Here is a 22,018-nt window from a genome sequence, read left to right on the forward strand (position 1 = left end):
AAGATTAAACAATGAAAAAATTCCTATACATCGCAGTGGTGCTGATTACTACCCTCACCAGTTGTAAGAAATATTATTTTGATACGGGCATACATGATCCGAAATATATTGGAACTACATTGCAATATTTGCAAGAAAAGAAACCATTGTTCGACACCACATTAACAGTGATTAAGTTAGCGGAGATGGAGAGCGTGTTATCCAACCCTAATGATCCCTATACTTTTTTTGCCCCAATGAGTGGTTCCATTAGAAATGCAATATATCGTTTAAACCGATCTTTGGAAACCTCTGGAAAAGATACGGTGTCACAACTTTCGCAAATTGACAAATCTGTATGGAGAAATAATTTATCACTATACATTTTCAAAGGGGCTAATCTACTTAAAGATTACCCACAACGGGATACGATTTCTTTTCAGGCATTTCCTGGCCAAGGATATAATTCTTACAGTAATCGGGTCATGAATATCGGGGTAATATTCAATGATGCAGGAGGTGTTACCTATGCAGGTTACCGTCAGTTATTTTTGGCTTACATCCCAGACTTGTCCAATCCGCAGGTTGCTTTGGCTAATGCGCCTGTTGCCACCTCCGATATTCAAACCAATACGGGTGTTATTCACGTATTGCGAAAGAACAAACACAATTTCGGATTTAATACCACCCGTTTTATAGATGAGGTTATTGCCGCTGGTATAAAACCTCCAACACCCTAAACTTTTTTAACGTTTATTTCGAAAATAACATGATGTTCAATAAGATAAAAATAATCTGCCAAACAACCTTTTTAGGCTTGTTGTTAGGTGCCACAATCGTTGGTTGCGAGAAAGCTGCGCTCCAGGACGATCCTTATGGAGGCGGGAAGAAGCCTGTGGAATTCACATTCGTGGCAAAAAATATAGATAAAGAATCAGTAAACGCTGGAGATGTGATCAGCGTAAAAGTTGCTGGCCTAGCTAAGTTTAGAGAAGATTATAAGGTGTATGTGAACGAGGCAGAAGCCGAAGTGATTAAAAATTCAACAAATGATACCACGCTGGTATTTAAGGTTCCTTTAAATGCAAGTACAGGAAGTGTTTGGGTAACCAGTATGGGACAAACTTTTTTTGGCCCGATAGTTAACGTTGGCGGGAAAATTTCATTCGATAACACTTGGAAAGTAGTGAATGGCTCAGATTATCTTCCGATTTATGATATTGAAGCACTGCCAAGTGGGCGTTATTTTTTAAGCGGGGCTTTCTTCAATTTTGAAGGCAAGGCTACAGAGAAGGTGCCCATCGGTGGTATTGCCCAGGTTGACGCCGACGGTGGTTACTTAACCACCGATGTTAATTTCGGGAAAGGGGTAGGCGGGGGCTTCAAATCAGTTTATTCTGTAGCCCGGATTAATACGGGGAGCCAAGCAGGAAAATTCATCTTGGCTGGAAGCTTTACCAGTTTTAACTCTACCCGCCCCAACAGGCAAACCTTGAGCAATATGGTGCGTTTGAATACGGTCGCCTCTCCGGGTTTGGCCACTATGGATTCGTTGGTGCTTACGGATATCGTTAATCCCAAACCAGAAGAAATCTACAAAAACGGTGATACCGTTAGCGCTTTTAATGGTGGTACAGACGGATACATTAGAAAAGCCATGGTACTGGACGAGAAAATTTATGTGGTTGGTAATTTTCAAAATTATCGGAAGATATTTTTCAGGGGTTCTAGTTATGACGAGAAAATTTATGATGTGACTAGAATGCGGCAATTGGTGCGTATGGATGTGAATGGCTCCATGGATTCGACCTATCGATTTAATCCTTCTACCAAACAAAGCCCAGCAGCTGGAAATGGCGAAATCAAAGATGCGGTTTTGCTAAATGATGGCAGCTTGATTTTAGTTGGCAGCTTTACAACCTTTGATGGAAAACCTGCCAATAGGATTGTTAAACTAAAACCTGACGGTACGATAGACGATAGCTTTAAAGTAGGCTCTGGTACTGATGGCGATATTTATTCCATCCGTTGGAATGAAAGCACCCAAAAATATGTTGTTGCTGGTTTATTTACCACATTTAATGGCAAGGCTGCGGTAGGCATTAACCTTCTAAATGCTGACGGATCAAATGTAAGTACGTTTATTCCTGAAGCAATCGCTGGTGGCATCGCCACTTTTGCAGGACAGTTAATGAATGGCAAAATCATTGTAGCTGGCTCTTTTAATAACTATGGTGGGTTTCTGCGTCAAGGTTTTATGGTTATAGAAAACACAGGCAAATTGGCCGTGGGTTATAACAATACAGGTGGTTTTCAAGGACAGATTTACGACATGATTGAAAATCGCAGTGCCAATGGAAGTAAAGTAATTTTAGTGGGCAGCATACTTCGCTTCAATTCTCGCCTGCCAAAAAACATAATGCGTTTGAATTTTGCTAACTAATTAATAAGGATTTAACATGAACAGAATTAAACTTCCAGTTAATAAACTACAAGCACTTACGTGGTTGTTTATGCTGGGCTTTATTGCTTTAACTTTTTCTTGCAATAAAGATTTCGAAAATGTGTTGCCGAAAACTTTCCCCAATGATACGGCAGGAAGAGGTTCGGGTAAAAAAGTGCTTTTAATCATTTTAGATGGTGTGAAAGGGGATGTGGTTCGCCAATTGGCACCTACCAATATCACAGCCATAAATGCCAAGGCTGCGTATAGCTTCGACGGACTTGCTGACGATCGCCGAAATGCCATCACTAACGCTGCCGGTTGGACCAACTTGATTACTGGCGTTGATTACCGGGCACATGGCGTACAGAGCGAAGATTTTGCCAATTTGAACGTGGCTAGAACACCGACCCTATTTACAAGAATAAAAGATAATGTAACCAATGCACGAACAGTGTCTATTGCATCAACTGCAATATTTAACGAAATACTGGCAACCGATGCAACCGTTAAGGTTAACGCAAACGATGATGCTGCAGTAAAAACAGCAGCTGTAGCAGAACTGGGCAATAAAAGTGCAACTGTTGTAGTCGCTCAATATCATAGTGCAGAGGTAGCAGGTGCGGCAAATGGCTATACTGCGAATACTCCAGCTTATACTAATGCCATCCAGGCGCTAGATGCCTATATAGGTAATATGCTGGATGCTATTAAAGCGAGACCCACTTATAGTTCAGAAAACTGGCTAGTGGTAATTGCCTCTAACAAAGGCGGTGCTGCAACATCAGGTGGTGGGCCTAATTCTGTTGTTTTCGAAGATCAATCTCGCAATACCTATGTGGCATTCTATAATCCGCGTTTTAACTCAACTTCTTATAACCAACCTGATCCTAACAGTTATCCTTTTGTAGGTCTAGGTGTAAGGGGTACATCAAATACTACGGCAAATGGTATGGGGGTACTTGCAGATGCAAGCGTGGGAGATTTTGGTACCAGTGGTGAATACACCGTGATGATCAAGGTGAAAAATGATGCCGCCAATAATGCAGATTATGGACACTTTTTCGGTAATATGGCAACTACCAATAAAAGGGAAGCCATACAAAGTACTGGATGGGATATGATGTGCTGGGGCAATAGTTATTACTTAAGTTTTGCTGGTTCATATTCCATTAGCGCAGGTGTAGTATTAAGAGATGCAAGATGGCACACTTTGGCGTTTAAATTATATAATACTGGCTCAACAAGGTTCGCTTCATTATTTCAAGATGGCAAAAAAATTAATACGGTAGATATCAGTGGAAAAAACTTGACAAATACTGCTGCATTGCATTTTGGACCAGGTATGGCAACTACATCAGCTAACGGTACTGATATGACGTTCAGGGATATCGCAATTTATAATGTTGCATTTAGTGACGACGATATTATCTCTTACTCCAAAAGAGATATTTCCTTACTAGCTCCAGTACCTGCAAATCTTTTGGGATGGTGGCCATTGAATGATGGAAACGGTTCAGTCGCTATAGATAAATCTGGGAAAGGCAATAATTTTAATATTACCGGAAGCTATAGCTGGGCGAATTTCTCGGAATCTACGCCGAATGTAGCAGGTGTTGTTTCAGACAGTGCTTACCGATCGGTATTCAATGGTGTTGACGCCACCTTGATGATTTACAATTGGTTAAATATTTCAGTTCCACAAAGTTGGGGTTTAATGGGGTCGCTACTGGTACCCGGTGTAACACTTCCAACCAATTAATATAAAGCCATGAAAAGACATAAGATAAAATACTTAGCATTGGCCATGATCGTTGTGGCTAGTGCTTGTAAGAAGTATGGTTACGAGGTAGCTGATGGCTACCCTGACAATAGTGGAAACGTTGCCGATGGGAAAATAGATACCACTAAACGAGATATTGACAAGACCATGTATCAACAGGCCAGGGTTTTTCCCGGTTTGGTAAGCGATAGTGAGCCTAGGGTGGGCCAAGGCAATATACCAGCGGGTAAATTTTCCCTAGACTTGAATTTCAGCAACCAGACCAAGGCTACCCTTAGGTTTAGTTATGCACCAACAGCGATGTTTAGCACCGGCTATTACGCAGCCCCTGGTGAATTGGTCAAGATTGTGGTACCACAGGGCTTGGATGGTCTGAGTGTTCAGATTGGCGTCCATACTCAGGATCTATCGGCAGTAGCCCAACCAAGGCGTTATCCAGTGGTTTTTGCCAGGCAACAGTTGTATGCTGGCGATAACTTCGTAAGAAACCTATTCGGAGGAACCATTTACATCATTGCGAGCCGCTCTTACCAGGGATCGGGCGGTATCAATTCGCCTAACCCAGTAGAATTTACTATCGCTAACGCCTGCGTAAGTCCAGATTTTATCCTTAACGATCCTAAAAAGGGTGACAATGCCGATTGGGCAGCGCGCGTGAGAGCATCCACAGTGCCTTGGTTGGAGTTGACTTCGAAGAGCGTTATCTGGACAGTTCCAAGAAGCTTTATTTTGCAGAAGATGACCTCATCTAGCGATCCATTAAATAATCCTAAAGAGTTGATGAGCCAATGGGACAAAATTTATGGCGAACATTACAATGGTTGGATGGGCCTATCAGAAAGTGCTAGTGATCCAATAGATAGAGTTCCTGCTAGTGCTTGGCGTGCAACCGTAGATATCCAAATGCCAGTGGCAGATGCCTATGGCTTAGCAGGCTTTCCATTTATGGCGCTGTATGGATTTTATGATGACGGGTGGTTGGAAACTTGGACCAGCTTAAATCAATTGGTTACCAATAAGCCAAAGCCGAATTGGGGAACCTATCACGAATTGGGACACAATACGCAGCAAGTGTATTGGTCGAATCCTGGCACAGCTAGTGAAAAATCAGATAGAATTTGGGAGTGGAGTATATTAACGGAGGCTACTTGTAATCTTTTCTCATTTAAAATTGCAAAGGCCTATGGAGTAGATTTTAAAGATTTGGGTAGAGGCGATGATTGGTTGAAAAGTGGGCTGGCTTTTGTTGTGAGAACTGGAACCAAAAATTTCGATACTGAATTTGGAACCTCAGCAGCTGGTAGTGGCCAAAGGTTGATGCCATTTGTGCAATTGCTGGAACGCTATGGCTATGGTTGGTTTACCGAACTACATAAACAGGGTAGACGTATCACGCGTCCAAATACCAACGACCAAGCCAGAAAAGATTATTTTTATGAATTTATTTGTAATTATACCAAGGTTAACTTACTGCCCTTCTTTAACGCATGGGGTATACAGGTAAGCACACCTTCGCAGGCGGTTATAAATGCGCAAAACTATCCCTTGTTAAATGAGCCACTTTGGGGTTACAATACTCTAGAATACATTGGCCCTGTTTCTGCTAGTTCAACAGAGTCAGCTCAGCCAGTAACCAATCTAACCAACGGCAATGATGCTGATTATTGGTCTTCGCAGACAACCGGTACCTTGCCAGCTAGTGCCAATTATCCTTTTAATCTGGTGTTTTATGTGGGAAGCAAAACACAAAACATCGCTAACATTAAGGGAGTTAGGATCGTTCAGCGTAATTCGGCTACAAGTTATGTTGGCCAGGTGGAAGTGCAGGTGAGTAATGATAATGTAAGTTATACTAGCGTAGGTACCATGCAGGTTCCTCAAAATGCCACCCCATATAATTTCACCTTTGCGACAGGTGCCAAACAAGCCAAATTCATGAAATTAATAGTTAAAACAGGTACAGGAACTCGCTCCATTTCATTGGCGGAAGTAAGAGCTATATATTAATCAGATATGAGAATTAATTTTAAATTATTCGTTTTAGGATTGGTAGTTTTTGCGGGTTGCAAGAAATATGATAATCCACCAGCGGTTTTCGAGGAATTGAAAAGCGATAATAAAATATCCAGGAAAGTAATTGTGATCAGTATCGATGGATTAGTGGGTGCAGATTTGCCAAATAGTGGTGCTAGCACGATATTATCACTTCAAAAAAACAGCAAGTATACCTACAATTCCTTAACCTCACCGGTAACTACTGATGCAAGCACTTGGACATCAATGCTAACTGGAGCTAGTGTTATTAGTCACAATGTAACAAAGGATAACTTTCAGCCAGACCAGGTTGGAAGTGATCCGCACTCGGGTATTAATGCCTATACAGATGTATTGAGCTTGCTCCGCGATTATAAAAACATTAGAACAGCAGTGGTTACACCTTGGCCAAATTTAAGGAATTATCTGAAAAATGCCGATTTTTTACCAGAAGTATCTACAGATGTTGCGGTTAAGGACTCGACGCTCGCCATTTTGAAAAAGTCAGAACTAGGTACGGCCATTGTCGATTTCAGAGATGTAAAGGCTGGGGGAAACAATGGTGGTTTTAATTTGACCAATATCAACTACAAAAATGCCATCGTTACTATTGATGGTTACATAAAGGAAATCATGGCTGGAATTAAATCGAGGCCAACCTATGCTAAAGAAGATTGGTTAGTAGTCCTGACCTCGAATTACGGCGGTAATGAAGCAGCATCAAAACCTGGTTTTCTTATGTTGTATCAGCCATCTTTAAAGGAGGAGATCCTGGTAAAAAGACAATATACGACACTTAACTTCAGAGAGAATGTTTCATCAGCTAGTGTTATAACAAATGCCAGTTTTGCCCGGGTAGCAAATGATAATGGTCTGTACAATATGGGTGACAAGCAGGATTTTACCGTACAAATGGATGTGAGGAATAACAAAGGAGGTTCTTACTATCCAAAGTTTTTGGGTAAAAGCACTGCTTCTAGCCCATTGACAGGTTGGTATTGGATGATATCCAACACTTCATGGAACTTGCAATTCGGAGGACAGGCGAATGGAGGGGTTAAGGTAACTGAACTTGCGATAGCCAATGGAGTCGAGGTGGGCGTATGGCACACCTTAACAATGACTGTTCGATATGAAAGTGCAACGGTGAGAACAGCTTCTGCTTATGTAGATGGTGTGTTTAAAGGTTCTACAAACATTAGCGCTGCAAAAAGCTTAAATACTGCCGAGCTGTTGCAAATTGGTGCACAATATTCTTATGCGGGTTACAGCACAGATCTGATGGCCTCCAATTTATTAATTTTTAATACCGCTTTGACCGCTTCTGAGGTCACAGCAAATGCAGGCTTAAGAGATTTGAGCAAGCACACTAGAACTAGCAGTTTAATCGGTTATTGGCCAATAGATGAAGAAATTGGAAATAAGTTATACAACAGGGCGCCGGTAGGATATAATATGGATTTAACTGGCGCATATAATTGGCTAAGTTTAAACAAAGCTGTGCCGCCTAGCGTACCGCTAATTGGCGATGGTGTATCAACGCTTCCTGGCAACACGGCTATTACTCCGGTTTTATTGTACTGGATGAATGTTAAAATTTTGCCCACTTTTAAAATAGAGGGCGATCCGATATTGAATAAGTTCGAATTAGAATTTTTAAAATAATATTTTGTTAGGTTAGTTAGGCCCCGCTGCTATGGCGGGGCTTTTTTATGGGATTGAAAGCGCCCTTTACGCTTATCTAGTGTTGCGATACAAATTTTTTGGCCTTGTGTTCGCCTTTTAAACCCAGTCAGGCAACATCTACTTTTATTAGTTAATATTTTTGTTGGTATAGGCTATCTTCTAATCGTACTTTAAACTACGAGCAACATAAAATCAGATAGCGGATTGATCCATTGCAGTGCATAAAAGAAAGCTGCCAGATTATTGCCTTATTTGATCAAATATAAGATCGGTCTTGCTAATCGATGTTAAACTTCTAATCCAACCATCAACTCTTATTTTATCAAATAATCGTGCAATGCTAGGTGCATACGCGAAACTAGAGAATTGCAAGCGTGCTGAGCTTTCGCAGCACGCCTCAAATCAATTCAAATCTTCTTTCAATACGGCAGTTCCACCAAGCTTAAATTGATAAGAAAACTGTTTTGTTTCTTTTATCGATTTCGGAAGCTTGGTGTGCACATCAGGTGCAGCCATCACCACAAGCCAAAGTTGTTCGGCTTCTTTGGGTACGAGATAGTTAAGATGCCACTTAGCTTTAGAAGAAACTTTGCTATAGCTTCTCTCACCATTTTTTTTATGGACAACAAAGCCATATCTCCAACCCATCTTGTTGACTTTTGAATTGCTATTGGTTTTGTTCATTTTGCCATCAAACTGAATACTTATTTTACTCCCTTTACTTGGAAGCTCAAGTTTAATGGCATTGTAGCCATAGTTTTCTGGTAGATATTTCGAATCAGGGCTCTCCCAGCCATTCTCATCACCTTTAATTGGGGTGCGGTTTAAATCTGCGTATTTTGATGCGATGCGTTCTATTCGCTTCAGATCAAAGGTTACCAGCTTACTACATGCCTCAAACATCTCGTCATTAAATTTCTTTTGGTTTGTCTGGGTGATACGCTCATAAGTTTGAACAGGATCTTCATCCTTTTTTACCGATGAAAGCAGTTTGCCATAAAAATCTTTCCCATGTTTTTCTGCCCAGTATTCGATCACAAAGGGAGCCCTGTATTGATTCTCTGGATGTAAAAAAGCATGAAAGGTATTTTTCAAGTAAGCTTTCAAGTGGTAATTTTCAAAGTTAAGCCAGTCTGGATAGACTTGCCATAGCAGATACTGGGCACCCATCTCATTGACTGGCCCATTGAAACTTACGCCACCATTATCACAACCGGCAAGAAATTGAAAGACATGACCAAGTTCATGCGCCAAAACACCGTAGGGCTGCTTATTTATCCTTGAGGCCGGGGACCATAAGATGCCAACCTTATCGTCAGCACCCCAACCATAGGCAGTTTGATTTTTCCCTCCGGTAATAAAAAATAATATTTTATATCGATCACTAACAGATTTACCCTTTTTAAGGACATGGAGTTCTTCGATGTAGAAATTATAATAACGCTCCAATTCGGCAAGTCCCTGCTTGATATCGAATCTTTTATTGATATCTTGGTTCTCTAGCGGTTGATCACCATACTCCTTGGCCCAATAGACTACAAAATTGGTCGATTGTGCGCTTCGTTTATTGCTGTATTCACTGCCGTTATCGGTAAAGTCATTGTTGGCTGGTACCGTAGATATTCTCGAGGGAAAATATATTTCCTTTTCCTGGGCTACAGATTTCTGGTAGTTCAAAAGCAAGGCCAATAATAAAGCAATGGAATAACGGGTTGTTCTCATGTTAGGGCAATTTTTTTTCTGTTTTTTTCAGGGATGATAGCTCGGATAATCTGAACACTCAATAAGCTTTAAGGTAGATTGATTATAGCGTTATTTTACAGCAGAGATCAAAAGTACAACGCTGGTCCTGCGATCATTAACCTCTGGATTAAAGCCAACGTTCATCAGGAAGTCGCCGGAATACGATTTGGTACTATCGATAGGAGATTTGGTCCCAGGAAAAATATTGGTCTCTGTTATGCGGTAGCGAATACTCGGATCGAGCCCTTTCATTTTGATTGGAATAGCCTGTTTGGTAGCGTTACGAGTAGCCATGAAATAATTAAATACAACAGCCTCGTCCTTGGCCTGATTGACATAACACAATGATGCTACATCATTTTCATAGGGATCCTGTAATCTATATTGATCTCCATGCCAAACTGTTGTCTTAAACCTATTATAATTCTTTATCGCATCTTGACTAAAAAGCAACTCGTTTTTGGAAAGCTCATTTACCCTTACATCATAGCCTAATTTTCCCATCATGGCAACGTCTGTCTTAAATTTCATGGACTGTTTTCCCATATCCGTAACATGATTGTCTACTGCAAGCGCTGGGAAGTAATAGGAATATTCCCATTGAATAAAAATGCGATCGTATGGATTGGTATTGTCACTGGGCCAGAACTCGGTAAAATATTTAAGAGCTGCATAATCCACTCTGGAACCTCCGCCTGCGCAAAGCATCATAGGGGTTTTGGGATATTTCTTCCTGATTCTTTCCAACACGCTATTAAGCCCACGGACGTACTCAATATAAAAATGGTCTTGGTTTTTAAGGGTCGGAGAATGGGCGTTATAGATCAAGGAATTGCAGTCCCACTTGATAAAGGCCAAATCTGGAACCTGCTTAAAAGTTTCATCAACAACATGGAATATGAAATCCTGGACCTTTTTGTTGGTCAGATCCAAAACGAGTTGGTTTCGCATGTAAAACTCCTTTCTCTCGGGTTGCCTGATAATCCAGTCGGGGTGCTGTTCATAAAGCTCGCTTTTTGGATTGACCATTTCCGGCTCTAGCCATATACCAAATTTAATGCCCTTATCCGTTGCTTCCTTACCAATTCCCGCAATGCCATTTTTGAGTTTCTGCTTATTAAAGTCCCAATCGCCCAATCCTGAACTTGCTCCATTTCTTGGGTATTTGTTGCCAAACCAGCCGTCATCTAGCAAGAAAACATCTACGCCCAGTTTTTTGGTGTCCTGCACCAGCTCATTCAATTTCTCATCATTGAAATCAAAGTAGGTGGTCTCCCAATTGTTCAACAGGGTAGAACGGTCTCCGCCTCCATCAGCCAACTGATACCTTCTTGCCCAATTATGGAGGTTTCTGCTGGCCATGGCTTTTCCGTTTTGAGAGTAGGTATAGACAAAGCGTGGGGTAACAAACCTTTCAGATGGCTTCAATGTGTAATTTGAGGAGAAGTTGTTTATTCCTGCGGTAATCCTCAGGAAATAATCGTCGAAAGTCTCAAAATCCAGCTTGAAATTACCTGACCACTCAAGGGAGCCGGCAATTACCTCTCCGGTGTCCTCTGTCGAGGGGCCGTTAAGGGAGACCATAAATGAAGAGGAGTGCAGTAGGTTGTTTCGGGTACCTAACTTAGAGTCCAATGTACGCATCCCATGTAGCAATTGCTGTTCTTCAGATCTCATTTCACGCATTGCGCTGCTATATTGGTTCTTCAGGAAAAACTTTTTCCCTGTCAAGGTCAGGCATGCCGATGCATACTTGTTAAGCGTGATGTTGCCCTTTTCATGATGCAATATTTCCGCCCATTGCTCCACAACATCCTCATTGAAATAACTTAGATAATTTAAGGCAATCTGAAAATCATACTTAGGGTCTTTTAAGGTGATTGTCGTCAACTTTCTATTTGCATCGAGTTGTCTTTCCTGCACTTCTGAGAACGCCAATACGGTAGATTTGTTACCGTCTGCATGTGTAATGCTAAGTGCCGGTTCCAAAAGGTTTGTAGATCCAGATGCAACGTAAGCTTCCCGTTTATTATATAGATCGTCTGATCCAGGCTTGAATTTGTCGAGTGCGGATATAGCGGGATATTCACTGATATCAGCAATACGTTTACCGAAATAATCTGAAACCAGTGCGTTTTCGCTGTCGGTTGATAATAAGAGTATATTGTTTTTGGTCTCTATTCTAAAATGTTTTTGTGCCATACTGGTGCTTGCAACAGTTAAAAGGTAGACGATGAATACGAGATGGGTTTTTTTCATAAGGTAGATCAGTAAGGCTTATTGGAATAATATTTCACAGAATAGGAACAAATGGAGTGTTTATTCGCTAGATTATTGGCTTATTTTTTTTTATGTTTGAATTGGTTTGCACAACTTTGGAATAATACAAATCTATCCTGTTGAAAGCAGATTTACATGCGAAGCAACATACAAAGTTTAAACAGTTTATTGTAGTGATAACAATTTGTCAGTCAGCGTAATATAGTTTATGGAGTCGAATTCTGTACAACAGATAGGTGATGGGTTTTTCAACTTGCTTGACGCATGTTGTAGGCAGATAATACAGAAGATGGGGGGGAAGCCTATCGCAGAATGGCGTACGGCAGACTACAATTCCTTGAGTAGTCAGCTTGCTCGGCAGACCAAGGTGTATATAAGCGAAAACACTTTAAAACGGATTTTCGGAAGATTAAAGACGCCCAAAAGATATTTTCCGCATAAAGCTACACGAGATGCACTTGCTCAATTTATTGGTTATCGCGACTGGCAGGAATATGAGTTGATTTTCACGGTTTCCAATACAGATAAAATTGAAGTTCAGGTGCCGCCACCGAATGCAACTCCCCCTGAGGAACCGGTTCAGGAAGAAATTCCCGAAGCGCCGAAGTTTAGGATCAGGTCGCTAATTGTGGTGCTCTTGGCAATTTTTGTGATCAGTGTCTCGCTGATCTATATCTTTAGAGAGAATTACGTAGATCCTGACCATGTTTCATTGATTTGTGAGAATCCCTTTGGTGAGGTACCCCATACTGCCGTTTTCAAGTTAAGTGCGAATAGTCCCTTAGACGAAAATGAAAAATTTGGTCTTGACTTTATGGATGAGGCAGCTGCGACTACTATTTCTGGGAAACGGGAGGTTACCCAATTTTTCAGGAACCCGGGCGTTGTGTATGTTAAGCTTTTATATAAGGGAAAGCCAATCGATACAGCTACGGTATATTTACAGACAAAAGGCTGGGTAGCCAATTCTGGTAATGACAGTTTGAGAGCCTTTCCAATTGCTGGCCTTCGCACGCTTTCTAAGGAAAATTTATTCGTTTCCGCTAACCAACTTGATTCTGCAGGGCTTGATTTGTCCAAACCTTTCCTCGTGGGCTTTAGCAATATTCATTCCAGTAAGATAAGTGGTGAGAATTTTGAGTTCACCTGTAATCTGCAGGCCGAAGCAAGCCGTCCAGGTGTTCAATGTATTGAGTCGACAATTATCATATTGGGCGAGAAAGGCCGTCATCTCGTTACGATGTATAAACCGAGTTGTGCAGCATTTTCAGAATATAATTTCTCAGAGCTCAAGGTCAATGGATCATCAAAGTATCTTGGTAATATGGGGTATGATTTTAAGGATGGGGGAGAGGTCAGGTTGAGGGTGAGGAATAAGCATGTTGAACTGTACATTGCAGGCAAGAAAGTGCTGAGCACAAGCTACAAAAATGAAATAGGAAGAGTGATGGGCGTTAAGGTGGTTTTCAATGGTATCGGGAGGGTACGTTCGCCAGAACTAGAGGACCTAAGGACCAAGGAAATATATTAAACAAAGTCTTCACCCTAAAGGTATATCCCAATACCCTTGAAATAGGGGCAATAATCTGTTTTTTATTGGATCATAAAACGCTGTATGCCAATGTTTTGGTCATACATTTTTTTGTGGTCGATTTGTACGTTGTAGAATAATGCAATCAGGCCTCACCACTTTAAATTTATCCCTCGATCTGAACCTAAAAATAGATCGCCGTTGATCCGGGTTTTTAAATATAATATATGAAAAGATACATCTACTTTTTCCTACTATTGCTTTCATTTCATTTTGCCAGCGGACAGACATTCCGGGGTCAGGCTCCGGCTCCCTCATCTGATTTGACGCTCTGGTATAGAGCGCCCGCCACCAAGTGGATGAGTGGTGGTTTGCCCATCGGTAATGGGCTGATCGGCGCAATGGTATTTGGGGGAGTTGAAAGGGAACACGTCCAGTATAATGACAAGACATTATGGAGTGGCAGTACAACAAAAAGAGGATCCTACCAAAATTTTGGGGATCTCTTTCTGGAGTTTCCAAAAGTAGAGAGGGTCGAGCAATACCGCAGGGAGCTCGACCTGCAGAATGCAGTGTCACGGGTATCTTATACCGTAAACGGAGTACACTTTATCCGTGAGTATTTTTGCAGCTACGTAGATCAGGTGATCGTCATCCGCCTGAGCGCAAGTGCAAAGGGTATGATCAATTTTACCGCCAGCATCGAGGATCCCCATCAGGATCTTAAATCTGCTCCAACCATCAAGGTCAAGGGAAATGCCATTGATCAAGTTGGAAAGCTGGATATCCTGGATTTTGCAGCGCAGCTCTCCGTAAAAAATGATGGAGGTACCATACTATCAGAAAGCGGAAAGGTCAGTGTCAAAAACGCAAATGCTGCAACCTTGATTCTCTCGATGGGTACAAATTACGACCCATTAGCCCCAGGTTACATCAGCGGGGATGCAAATTTGCTTTACGCCAAGGTTAGCCAAAGAAATAAAAAGGCAGCCCAAATGGCTTATGATAAACTTTATACCAACCATGTTAGCGATTATCATTCCCTCTTCAATAGGGTTAACTTAAATCTGGGGCAGACCAAAAGCTTACAGCCTACAGATGAGTTGCTTTCCGCTTATATGAAAGGAGAAAGCGATGCTTATCTAGAGGTTTTATATTACCAGTATGGTCGCTATCTCATGATTTCCTCAGCCCGTGGACTAGCGCTTCCATCCAACCTTCAGGGGCTTTGGAACAACTCAAGTAATCCTGCCTGGCAGGCAGACCTGCACAGTGACATCAATGTTCAGATGAATTATTGGCCGGCAGAAACTACCAATCTATCAGAATTACATCAAACTTTGACAGATTATCTCTATCATGAGGCACTGATTCAGCCATCTTGGCGAAAGGCCGCAAAAGATGATGGAACCGAAGGCTGGTCGCAATGGGTGCAAAATAACATCTTTGGCTTTGGGGATTGGGCAAAGACCCGTCCTGCCAATGCTTGGTATTGTATGCACATGTGGCAACATTACACCTATACCCTCGATAAAAGGTATCTAGCTACCAAGGCATACCCCGTGATGAAGGCTGCCTGTGATTATTGGTTGGGCAGATTGGTGGAGCGTGATGGGAAATTATTTGCACCCAAGGAGTGGTCTCCCGAAATCGGTCCATGGAATGTTGAGGGTGGTGTCGCCTATGCGCAGCAACTCATTTGGGACTTGCTCAGCAACACTATGGAGGCCAGTATAGTACTGGAAAAAGATTCAGCATACCGATCCCGATTGGCTGCAACACTCAAAAAACTTGACAATGGACTAAAGATCGGCACATGGGGTCAACTTGTGGAATGGAATGATGCCGCCATTGAGGAAAAATACTCGGGACCTAAAAACACGCATAGGCACCTGTCCCATTTAATTGCCCTCTACCCAGGAAAGCAAATATCTCCATTAATGGATACGCTTTACAGTGAAGCTGCAAAAAGGTCGCTTCTGGGGAGGGGAGATCTTTCTACCGGCTGGGCCCTGGCCTGGAGACTGGCCTGTTGGGCAAGATTACTCGATGGAAATCATGCACATCAGTTATTAAGAAATGCCTTGGTGCACATCACCTCAACCGATATCACCTATGACGAGGGCGGGGTATATGAGAATCTGCTAAATGGCCCGCCCTTTCAAATAGATGGGAATTTTGGTATAACGGCGGGAATAACAGAAATGTTCCTGCAAAGCCACCTCGGTAAATTGCAGTTATTGCCTGCAATTCCCAGCGTTTGGCCAAAAGGGGAGATTACCGGATTGAAAGCCAATGGAAATTTTACTGTAGGTATCAAATGGAACATTAATGGCGAGAGCTCGGCCAGCATTTATTCAGGCGCAGGAACAAATTGCAGGGTCTACTTTAAGGACATCAGCAAGGCAGTCGTTAGGGATAGCAAGGGCAGAAACATTGTGTTTAAATTCTTAAGCGCAAACGAGATCGAATTTTCGACCCTTAAGGATCAGAGTTACGTAATCAGTAATCTACCCTTTAAAATAGGGCAATAGTTTAAGTAATAATTGATCCCAAAGTGCTAATATGGGGTAATACAATGGTCGGTTTTTCTGGGTCAGCTGTTGTTTTTCTGGGTTTTATTGATATTAATATATTGTCTTTTAGGTGTTTATGTATTCATGTTTTTGAATACTATTTGGACGAGAGCTTAATTAACATCTTCATTGGGCTTGTTTATCTTTATAAATAGCTGCTTGATTCCTCAATATAAAGAAGAGGTATTGAGCAGCTCTATCAATCTATTTACATGAAGTTTTTAAGGACCTATTTAATTCTATTCCTCTCAGCTCATTTGGCATCTGCACAAGATACCATTCTCGCACAAAGGCCTCCCATGGGATGGATGAGCTGGAACCTGCTTTCAGATCATCCCAAAGAGAAAGATATCATGGACATGGCCGATGCAATGGTGAAGAGTGGTATGGTTGAAGCGGGCTACGACTATATTTTCTTGGATGATTGCTGGCAGGGAGGGAGGGACAGCAAGAACAACATCATTGCGGATGCTAAAAAATTTCCCTCGGGCATTAAGGCGTTAGCTGATTACCTGCATGATAAGAAGATGAAGCTTGGCATATACTCAGATGCCGCACAATTAACATGTGGCCATTATACCGGAAGCCTAAACTTTGAGGATCAGGATGCCAGGACCTTTGCCTCTTGGGGTATAGATTATCTTAAATATGATTATTGCAATGCTCCTGCTGATGTGGATTCGGCACGGGCCAGATATAAGAAGATGGCAGATGCTTTACGAAAATCTGGCAGATCAATTCTGCTGGGCGTATGTGAATGGGGCCCTCGTGAGCCATGGAAGTGGGCAGCGGAGGTTGGGGGACAAAGTTGGCGTACCACTTTTGATATAAGGGATAAATGGATTGATGTGGAGGGAAAGGGCGGTATTGGAATATACAATGTGATAGATAAAAATGCCGAACTCTCGAATTTTTCAGGTCCCGGTAAGTGGAACGATGGAGACATGTTGGTAGCTGGGTTACATGGAAAAGAAGGTCCGTCATCGGCTTACAATGCTACGGGTTGTACCAAGGAAGAATATCAAAGTCAAATGAGCTTGTACTGCATGCTCAATTCGCCATTATATGCGAGTTGCGATATCCGCGAAATGGATAATGAAACCAAGACAATTTTAACCAATCAAGAGGTGATCGCGTTAAATCAAGACCCCTTGGGTAAACAGGCACAGCGCAGGATTAAGACCGATAAACTGGATGTCTTCATACGGCCTTTGGAGAATGGTGATGTGGCTATAGCAATCTTGAACAAGATGCCTTCGCCGCAAACGGTTAACTTGGGCTTTGGAGCGTTGGGCATGGAGGGCAAATACGAAACAAGGGATTTGTGGGCGCATAGAAACTTGGGTAAGCGTTCAGGGTGGTCGGGCAAAATCCTATGCCACGAAACGAAGCTAATGAGGTTAAAGCGCATTTGAAAATCTTAAGTGTTATATCTTCGTTTGAAAAACTAATCGTGCATTCGACATTATCCCAACGATATTAAGAATTGACAAATTTTTTACAACATCAAATGTTAATTGAACCTAGACAAATTAAACTTTTCCTGCGTCAAAAGATAGCGAAGTGGCCAGACTTGACGATTGCGATTATCGGCGGACTGGCTGCCTTTGGCTGCTACACATCTATGTATGCCTTTAGAAAGGCGTTTTCTGCTGGTACATTCGATAATTCATCTTTTTTCGGTGTTGACTATAAGGTTTGTATCATCGTTGCCCAAATGCTTGGCTATACTTTCAGCAAGTTTTATGGCATAAAGTTCATTTCCCAGTATGGAAAGAACCATCGTGCCAGGTACATTCTTCTCTTGATTTTTATTGCATGGATGGCGCTTTTGGGTTTTGCGGTTATACCCGCACCCTATAACATCTCCATGCTCGTGTTGAATGGTTTTCCGCTCGGCTTGATCTGGGGACTGGTGTTCAGTTATCTGGAGGGTAGGAGAATGACTGAGCTTATGGGCGCCATTATGGCGATGAGCCTAGTCTTTGCGGCAGGATTCGTAAAGAGTATTGCTCGATACTTGATGTCAATATTTTCAGTCACCGAATTCTGGATGCCTTTTGCAACCGGTTTATTATTTGTTCTTCCGATGTTGCTTTTCGTACTTGCGCTGGAACTCCTTCCGGGACCCACCGAATCTGACAGGAAACATCGAATCGAAAGGATAGCAATGGATGGCGAACAGCGGAAAAAGTTCTTGATGGAATTCTTGCCTGGAATCTTACTTGTTTTGGTTATCTATGGCCTGCTCACCTGCATAAGGGATATTCGTGATAATTTTGAGGTTGAGATCTGGGCGGGACTGGGTATAAAGTCTAGTGTGATCTATGCCAAGACAGATTCGATAATCGCGGTAATTGTATTGGGTGTTGTTGCTATGTTGGTGCTGGTTAAAAATAATATCAGGGCATTTGTTTGGGTTCATTACATCGTCATCATTGGTTGTGCGCTCATCGGGTTGGGAACCTTGTCCTATAATCTAGGTTACCTGAAGCCGACAATATGGATGACCGTAGTTGGACTCGGGATTTATGTGGCATACATTCCTTTTCATGCTATTTTCTTTGAGCGGATGATTGCCAGTCTACACTATAAGGCAAATGTCGGGTTCCTGATTTACATCGTTGATTCTGTAGGCTATTTGGGGAGCTTTATATTGCTTATTTTTCATGAGTTGGCTGGTAAGGGCATCACATGGTCGAATTATTTTAACCAATCGCTCTTGATCACCTCACTGATTACAACTTTAGCCGCTATTCTATCACTTATCTATTTTTTGAGTAGGTTAAAAAGGGTAGTCAAAAACGAGGCTGGCAAGAAGATTGAAACAGGGGTTTCAGCAAATAAATGGGAGCTGCTATTGAAATGATCCTAAACCCTTTTCGCTCCATAAACCAATTATTTATATCCAATAATCACTTTAATTATATGAAAACCCCTATTCTTAAGATCTTATTACTATTAAGCTGTTGCTCTATTTCCGTATTCGGACAAAAGGATTCAAAAAGAGTTTTGATAATCGGCCTTGATGGCTTCAGCACAGAAGGCTTTAAAGTTGCCAAACATCCCAACATTGATCAACTTTTTGCCAATGGGGTCATCTCACTCACTACACGCCCGGTAATGCCATCGGTAACACTACCCAATTGGACGAGTCATTTAACTGGCTCGGGTCCTGAGGAACATGGGATTACTGCCAATGACTGGACCTTGCAAAAACATTTGTTGCCACCTTTGCAAACTGATAGCGATGATTACTATCCGTCCATATTCAAGGTTTTGAAAGAGGATTTACCAAAATCAAGAATTGGTTATTATTACAACTGGAAAGAGCTCATCAATCCGATAAACAAAAAATATCTTGATGAAGTGTCATTTGAAGAAAATGATCAATACAGCCAAAACTATGATAAGGCATTTAATTTCTTGTTGGAAAACAGGGTTCATCCAACCCTTGTTTTCCTGTACAGCGTGCATACCGATCATGCCGGCCATGGTTATGGTTGGATGACAGACCCATACATAAAAGCGATAGAAGAGGCAGACCTGGCAATTGGTAAGCTTCTGGATAGACTGAAATCTGCAGATTTATATAAGGGCACCCACTTCATGCTCATTACCGACCACGGGGGCATTAATAAAGGGCATGGTGGTGTTTCCAGGTCAGAGATGGAGATTCCCTGGGCAATTACAGGGCCAAAAATCAAGACCAAGGGTTTGACCAATATCTATAATTCAAACAAAAACACATCATTGGTATTGGCCAGGATATTTGGAATCAGGAAATTGCCTACGGTATGGACAGGGGAAATTCCTGAGGATATTTTCAGATAACCCGTTGTTTACCCCCCAATACGTTTGGGAAAAATTAGGATATTGAGCAAGCGCATGTTGCGATCTATCACAAGTGCTGATTGCCTAATGCGTGGGCAGAATTGCGTTCAGTACATCTTTGGGGCAGTTGCAATCCATCAAATCCGTCAGCAAGGAGTATTCACTTCTAGCTCCCTATGGAAATCAGTCGATCTTCACTGGCTATTCAATAGCCGGCAAGACTGATTGCAATACCTCTTCAAAATCAACTGATGAATAGTTAGCCTTGAGCCTGGATTGGGCTCATCTAGGCATTCCTTAGCGAAAGATATCCATCCACACCAAGATTGCCATTGGCGGAAAAGGTATGACACAAGCGCTGGGTGGCTAGCGGAATATGTCAGATATCCCTTGCTTGTGCGATCAGTAATAATTGTGGTTACTTTTTGGATTATTCTTTTGGGTACTGCTTTGTTCTCGCTATTAATGCTATTTTTACCGTTTTAGAAAAATTATGAAAGATCATGCAATTCTTCAAATCAGTCAGAAAATAAAAGAGAGTAGGAAAGCACTCAATATTACCTTACAAGAGCTTGCGGACCGAGCGGATGTGACCAAGGGACTCATCTCCCAGATAGAGAATAGCAGGACGGTACCATCCCTAATCGTATTGATTCAGATCATCAAGGCGCTGAACGTAGATATCAACACATTTTTCCGGGACATCAATTTTAATAAGGATGATCTTCCGATGTTAATTGTCAGAAAAGATGAATTAGAGACTTTTGAAAAGGAAGAGGCCGATGGGTATGCCTATCAGCGTATTTTTACTAGGGCCATAAAAAATGCCACTACAGATTTTGTTTTGCTGGAGTTGGTGCCGGGTGCTAAGCGGGACATGGTCGTAACCGAGGCCTTTGAGTTTAAGTATATCATAGAGGGTGAAGTGGTTTACCGATTTGAGAAAAATGATGTGACCCTGAAGAAAGGTGATTCCATGTTTTTTGATGGAAGGATGCCTCATGCACCCATCAACAAGAGCAAAAGTAAGGCCCTGATGCTTGTTATCTATTTCTTCGACTAGGGCTTGTCTGTAGATGCTCGTGGTTAAAATTCAATTAGCAGGATTGCGTGGGCCTTAAATCAAGATGCCGGCAATTCTGCCGGCATTTGATGAGAAGACGAGAAATAAAGAGTTATGCAGAAACCTGTTCACCAGAGATGATGTTAAGTACTTCCATTAGGTTATCAATGATAGCGTCAGGTTTTGCAGCTAAGAGTTGTTCTCTGGTATGTGCACCAGTAGTAATACCGATGCTTAGTCCGCATCCAGCATTTTTGCCCTCCTCGATATCAATACTTGAATCGCCGATCTTGACAACTGACCTGCCATCGGTTACATTGTGTATTTTCATTGCGAGCAGGATCATATCAGGCTCCGGGCGATTTTGATCTACGTCGCTGGCGGTAATTAAGGTATCGAAATCAATGCCCGCTTTCCAGCCAAGTTTATTGATGATAGATTCAGCTGTTGAGCGGTCATAACCTGTGTCCAGAATGGATAGAATGTTGTTATCCCTAAGCTTTTTGAAAAGTGCTAAGGCACCCGGCTGCGGCAAAATTTCCTCTTTCTGATAAGCAACGGTAAGGTTCTTGATAAAATTGTCGTATATGATTGAAATATCGGATTCTTCAAAATGTCCTCCGTAGGTGCGTAAAACAGATCTAATGGCCTCCCTCTTCTCTTTTCCTGCTGCAACAGCAAGGACTTGCTCAAGGCTGAAGGAATAGTTTGCTTCGTTGATGGCATTCATCAGGGTTTTGTAAACCAGGTTATCTTCATTTACAGTGGTGCCGGCCATATCAAATACGACCATTTTGATTTTTGAGTGCATTTTTCTATTGTAGGGTTAATCTTTATATCTTATGAATCTGCGAGTGATTTTATCACCAAGAACGTTCGTGTTTAACGCATGGACAAAATCGTCGAACAAATATATAGATATCAGTAATACTAAACAAAAGTTTAGCAAATATTAACATTTAAGTTAACATTTGTTTACTTTAGCTAAACATTAAATGCTCACTTTTGTCTAAACATTTTTAATTAATCAAGATTTTAATAGTATGTGCTTTTTAAGGATCAATCT

At 41.7% G+C, this 22,018-nt stretch carries 14 protein-coding genes; 11 read left to right on the forward strand and 3 right to left on the reverse strand.

All coding sequences use genetic code 11. The features are described 5' to 3' along the window. The first annotated feature begins 11 nt into the window (after positions 1–11). From OQZ33_RS05405 to OQZ33_RS05425, 5 genes are read left to right on the forward strand one after another with little or no spacing between them, the layout of a single operon-like run. The gene (locus OQZ33_RS05405) at positions 12–719 is read left to right on the forward strand and encodes a fasciclin domain-containing protein (RefSeq protein ID WP_265798035.1); all 708 of its coding nucleotides are present in this window, start codon (positions 12–14) and stop codon (positions 717–719) included. 29 nt (positions 720–748) lie between these two features. Next, entirely contained in the window at positions 749–2,422 is a 1,674-nt protein-coding gene (locus OQZ33_RS05410; protein ID WP_265798036.1) for a DUF5008 domain-containing protein, read from the forward strand. A 16-nt stretch (positions 2,423–2,438) separates the two neighbouring features. Then, entirely contained in the window at positions 2,439–4,184 is a 1,746-nt protein-coding gene (locus OQZ33_RS05415; protein ID WP_265798037.1) for a DUF4983 domain-containing protein, read from the forward strand. Positions 4,185–4,193: 9 nt separating this feature from the next. Further along, positions 4,194–6,212, forward strand: coding sequence for a M60 family metallopeptidase (locus OQZ33_RS05420; RefSeq protein WP_265798038.1), 2,019 nt, complete (start codon positions 4,194–4,196; stop codon positions 6,210–6,212). A gap of 6 nt (positions 6,213–6,218) precedes the next feature. Further along, positions 6,219–7,904 (forward strand): LamG-like jellyroll fold domain-containing protein, encoded by a 1,686-nt coding sequence (locus OQZ33_RS05425; RefSeq protein WP_265798039.1) that lies wholly within the window; start codon positions 6,219–6,221, stop codon positions 7,902–7,904. Between the two features lie 423 nt (positions 7,905–8,327). Here the strand turns inward: OQZ33_RS05425 and OQZ33_RS05430 are convergent, their stop codons facing one another. Next, complete coding sequence (locus OQZ33_RS05430; protein WP_265798040.1) at positions 8,328–9,647, reverse strand: DUF6055 domain-containing protein; 1,320 nt, start codon at positions 9,645–9,647, stop codon at positions 8,328–8,330. Between the two features lie 90 nt (positions 9,648–9,737). Beyond that, on the reverse strand, positions 9,738–11,927 hold the full coding sequence (locus OQZ33_RS05435) for an alpha-galactosidase (RefSeq protein WP_265798041.1): 2,190 nt from the start codon (positions 11,925–11,927) through the stop codon (positions 9,738–9,740). Between the two features lie 310 nt (positions 11,928–12,237). Between OQZ33_RS05435 and OQZ33_RS05440 the strand changes: the two genes are divergently transcribed. From OQZ33_RS05440 to OQZ33_RS05465, 6 genes are all read left to right on the forward strand, one after another. Continuing rightward, positions 12,238–13,479 (forward strand): hypothetical protein, encoded by a 1,242-nt coding sequence (locus OQZ33_RS05440; protein ID WP_265798042.1) that lies wholly within the window; start codon positions 12,238–12,240, stop codon positions 13,477–13,479. A 227-nt stretch (positions 13,480–13,706) separates the two neighbouring features. Then, on the forward strand, positions 13,707–16,013 hold the full coding sequence (locus OQZ33_RS05445) for a glycoside hydrolase family 95 protein (protein ID WP_265798043.1): 2,307 nt from the start codon (positions 13,707–13,709) through the stop codon (positions 16,011–16,013). Between the two features lie 254 nt (positions 16,014–16,267). Then, positions 16,268–17,470: a glycoside hydrolase family 27 protein gene (locus OQZ33_RS05450; RefSeq protein WP_265798044.1), complete on the forward strand. Its 1,203-nt coding sequence runs from the start codon at positions 16,268–16,270 to the stop codon at positions 17,468–17,470. Between the two features lie 95 nt (positions 17,471–17,565). Further along, on the forward strand, positions 17,566–18,924 hold the full coding sequence (locus OQZ33_RS05455; protein ID WP_265798045.1) for a DUF5690 family protein: 1,359 nt from the start codon (positions 17,566–17,568) through the stop codon (positions 18,922–18,924). 59 nt (positions 18,925–18,983) lie between these two features. Beyond that, positions 18,984–19,889: an ectonucleotide pyrophosphatase/phosphodiesterase gene (locus OQZ33_RS05460; RefSeq protein ID WP_265798046.1), complete on the forward strand. Its 906-nt coding sequence runs from the start codon at positions 18,984–18,986 to the stop codon at positions 19,887–19,889. A 493-nt stretch (positions 19,890–20,382) separates the two neighbouring features. Further along, a complete protein-coding gene (locus tag OQZ33_RS05465) occupies positions 20,383–20,952 on the forward strand; it encodes a helix-turn-helix domain-containing protein (RefSeq protein WP_265798047.1) in 570 nt (189 codons plus the stop codon). Between the two features lie 112 nt (positions 20,953–21,064). Here OQZ33_RS05465 and OQZ33_RS05470 read toward each other — a convergent pair whose 3' ends face one another. Then, positions 21,065–21,763: a phosphonatase-like hydrolase gene (locus tag OQZ33_RS05470; protein ID WP_265798048.1), complete on the reverse strand. Its 699-nt coding sequence runs from the start codon at positions 21,761–21,763 to the stop codon at positions 21,065–21,067. Between the last annotated feature and the right edge of the window lie 255 nt (positions 21,764–22,018).

The sequence above is a fragment of the Pedobacter sp. MC2016-05 genome (assembly GCF_026239735.1).
GTDB lineage: Bacteria > Bacteroidota > Bacteroidia > Sphingobacteriales > Sphingobacteriaceae > Pedobacter.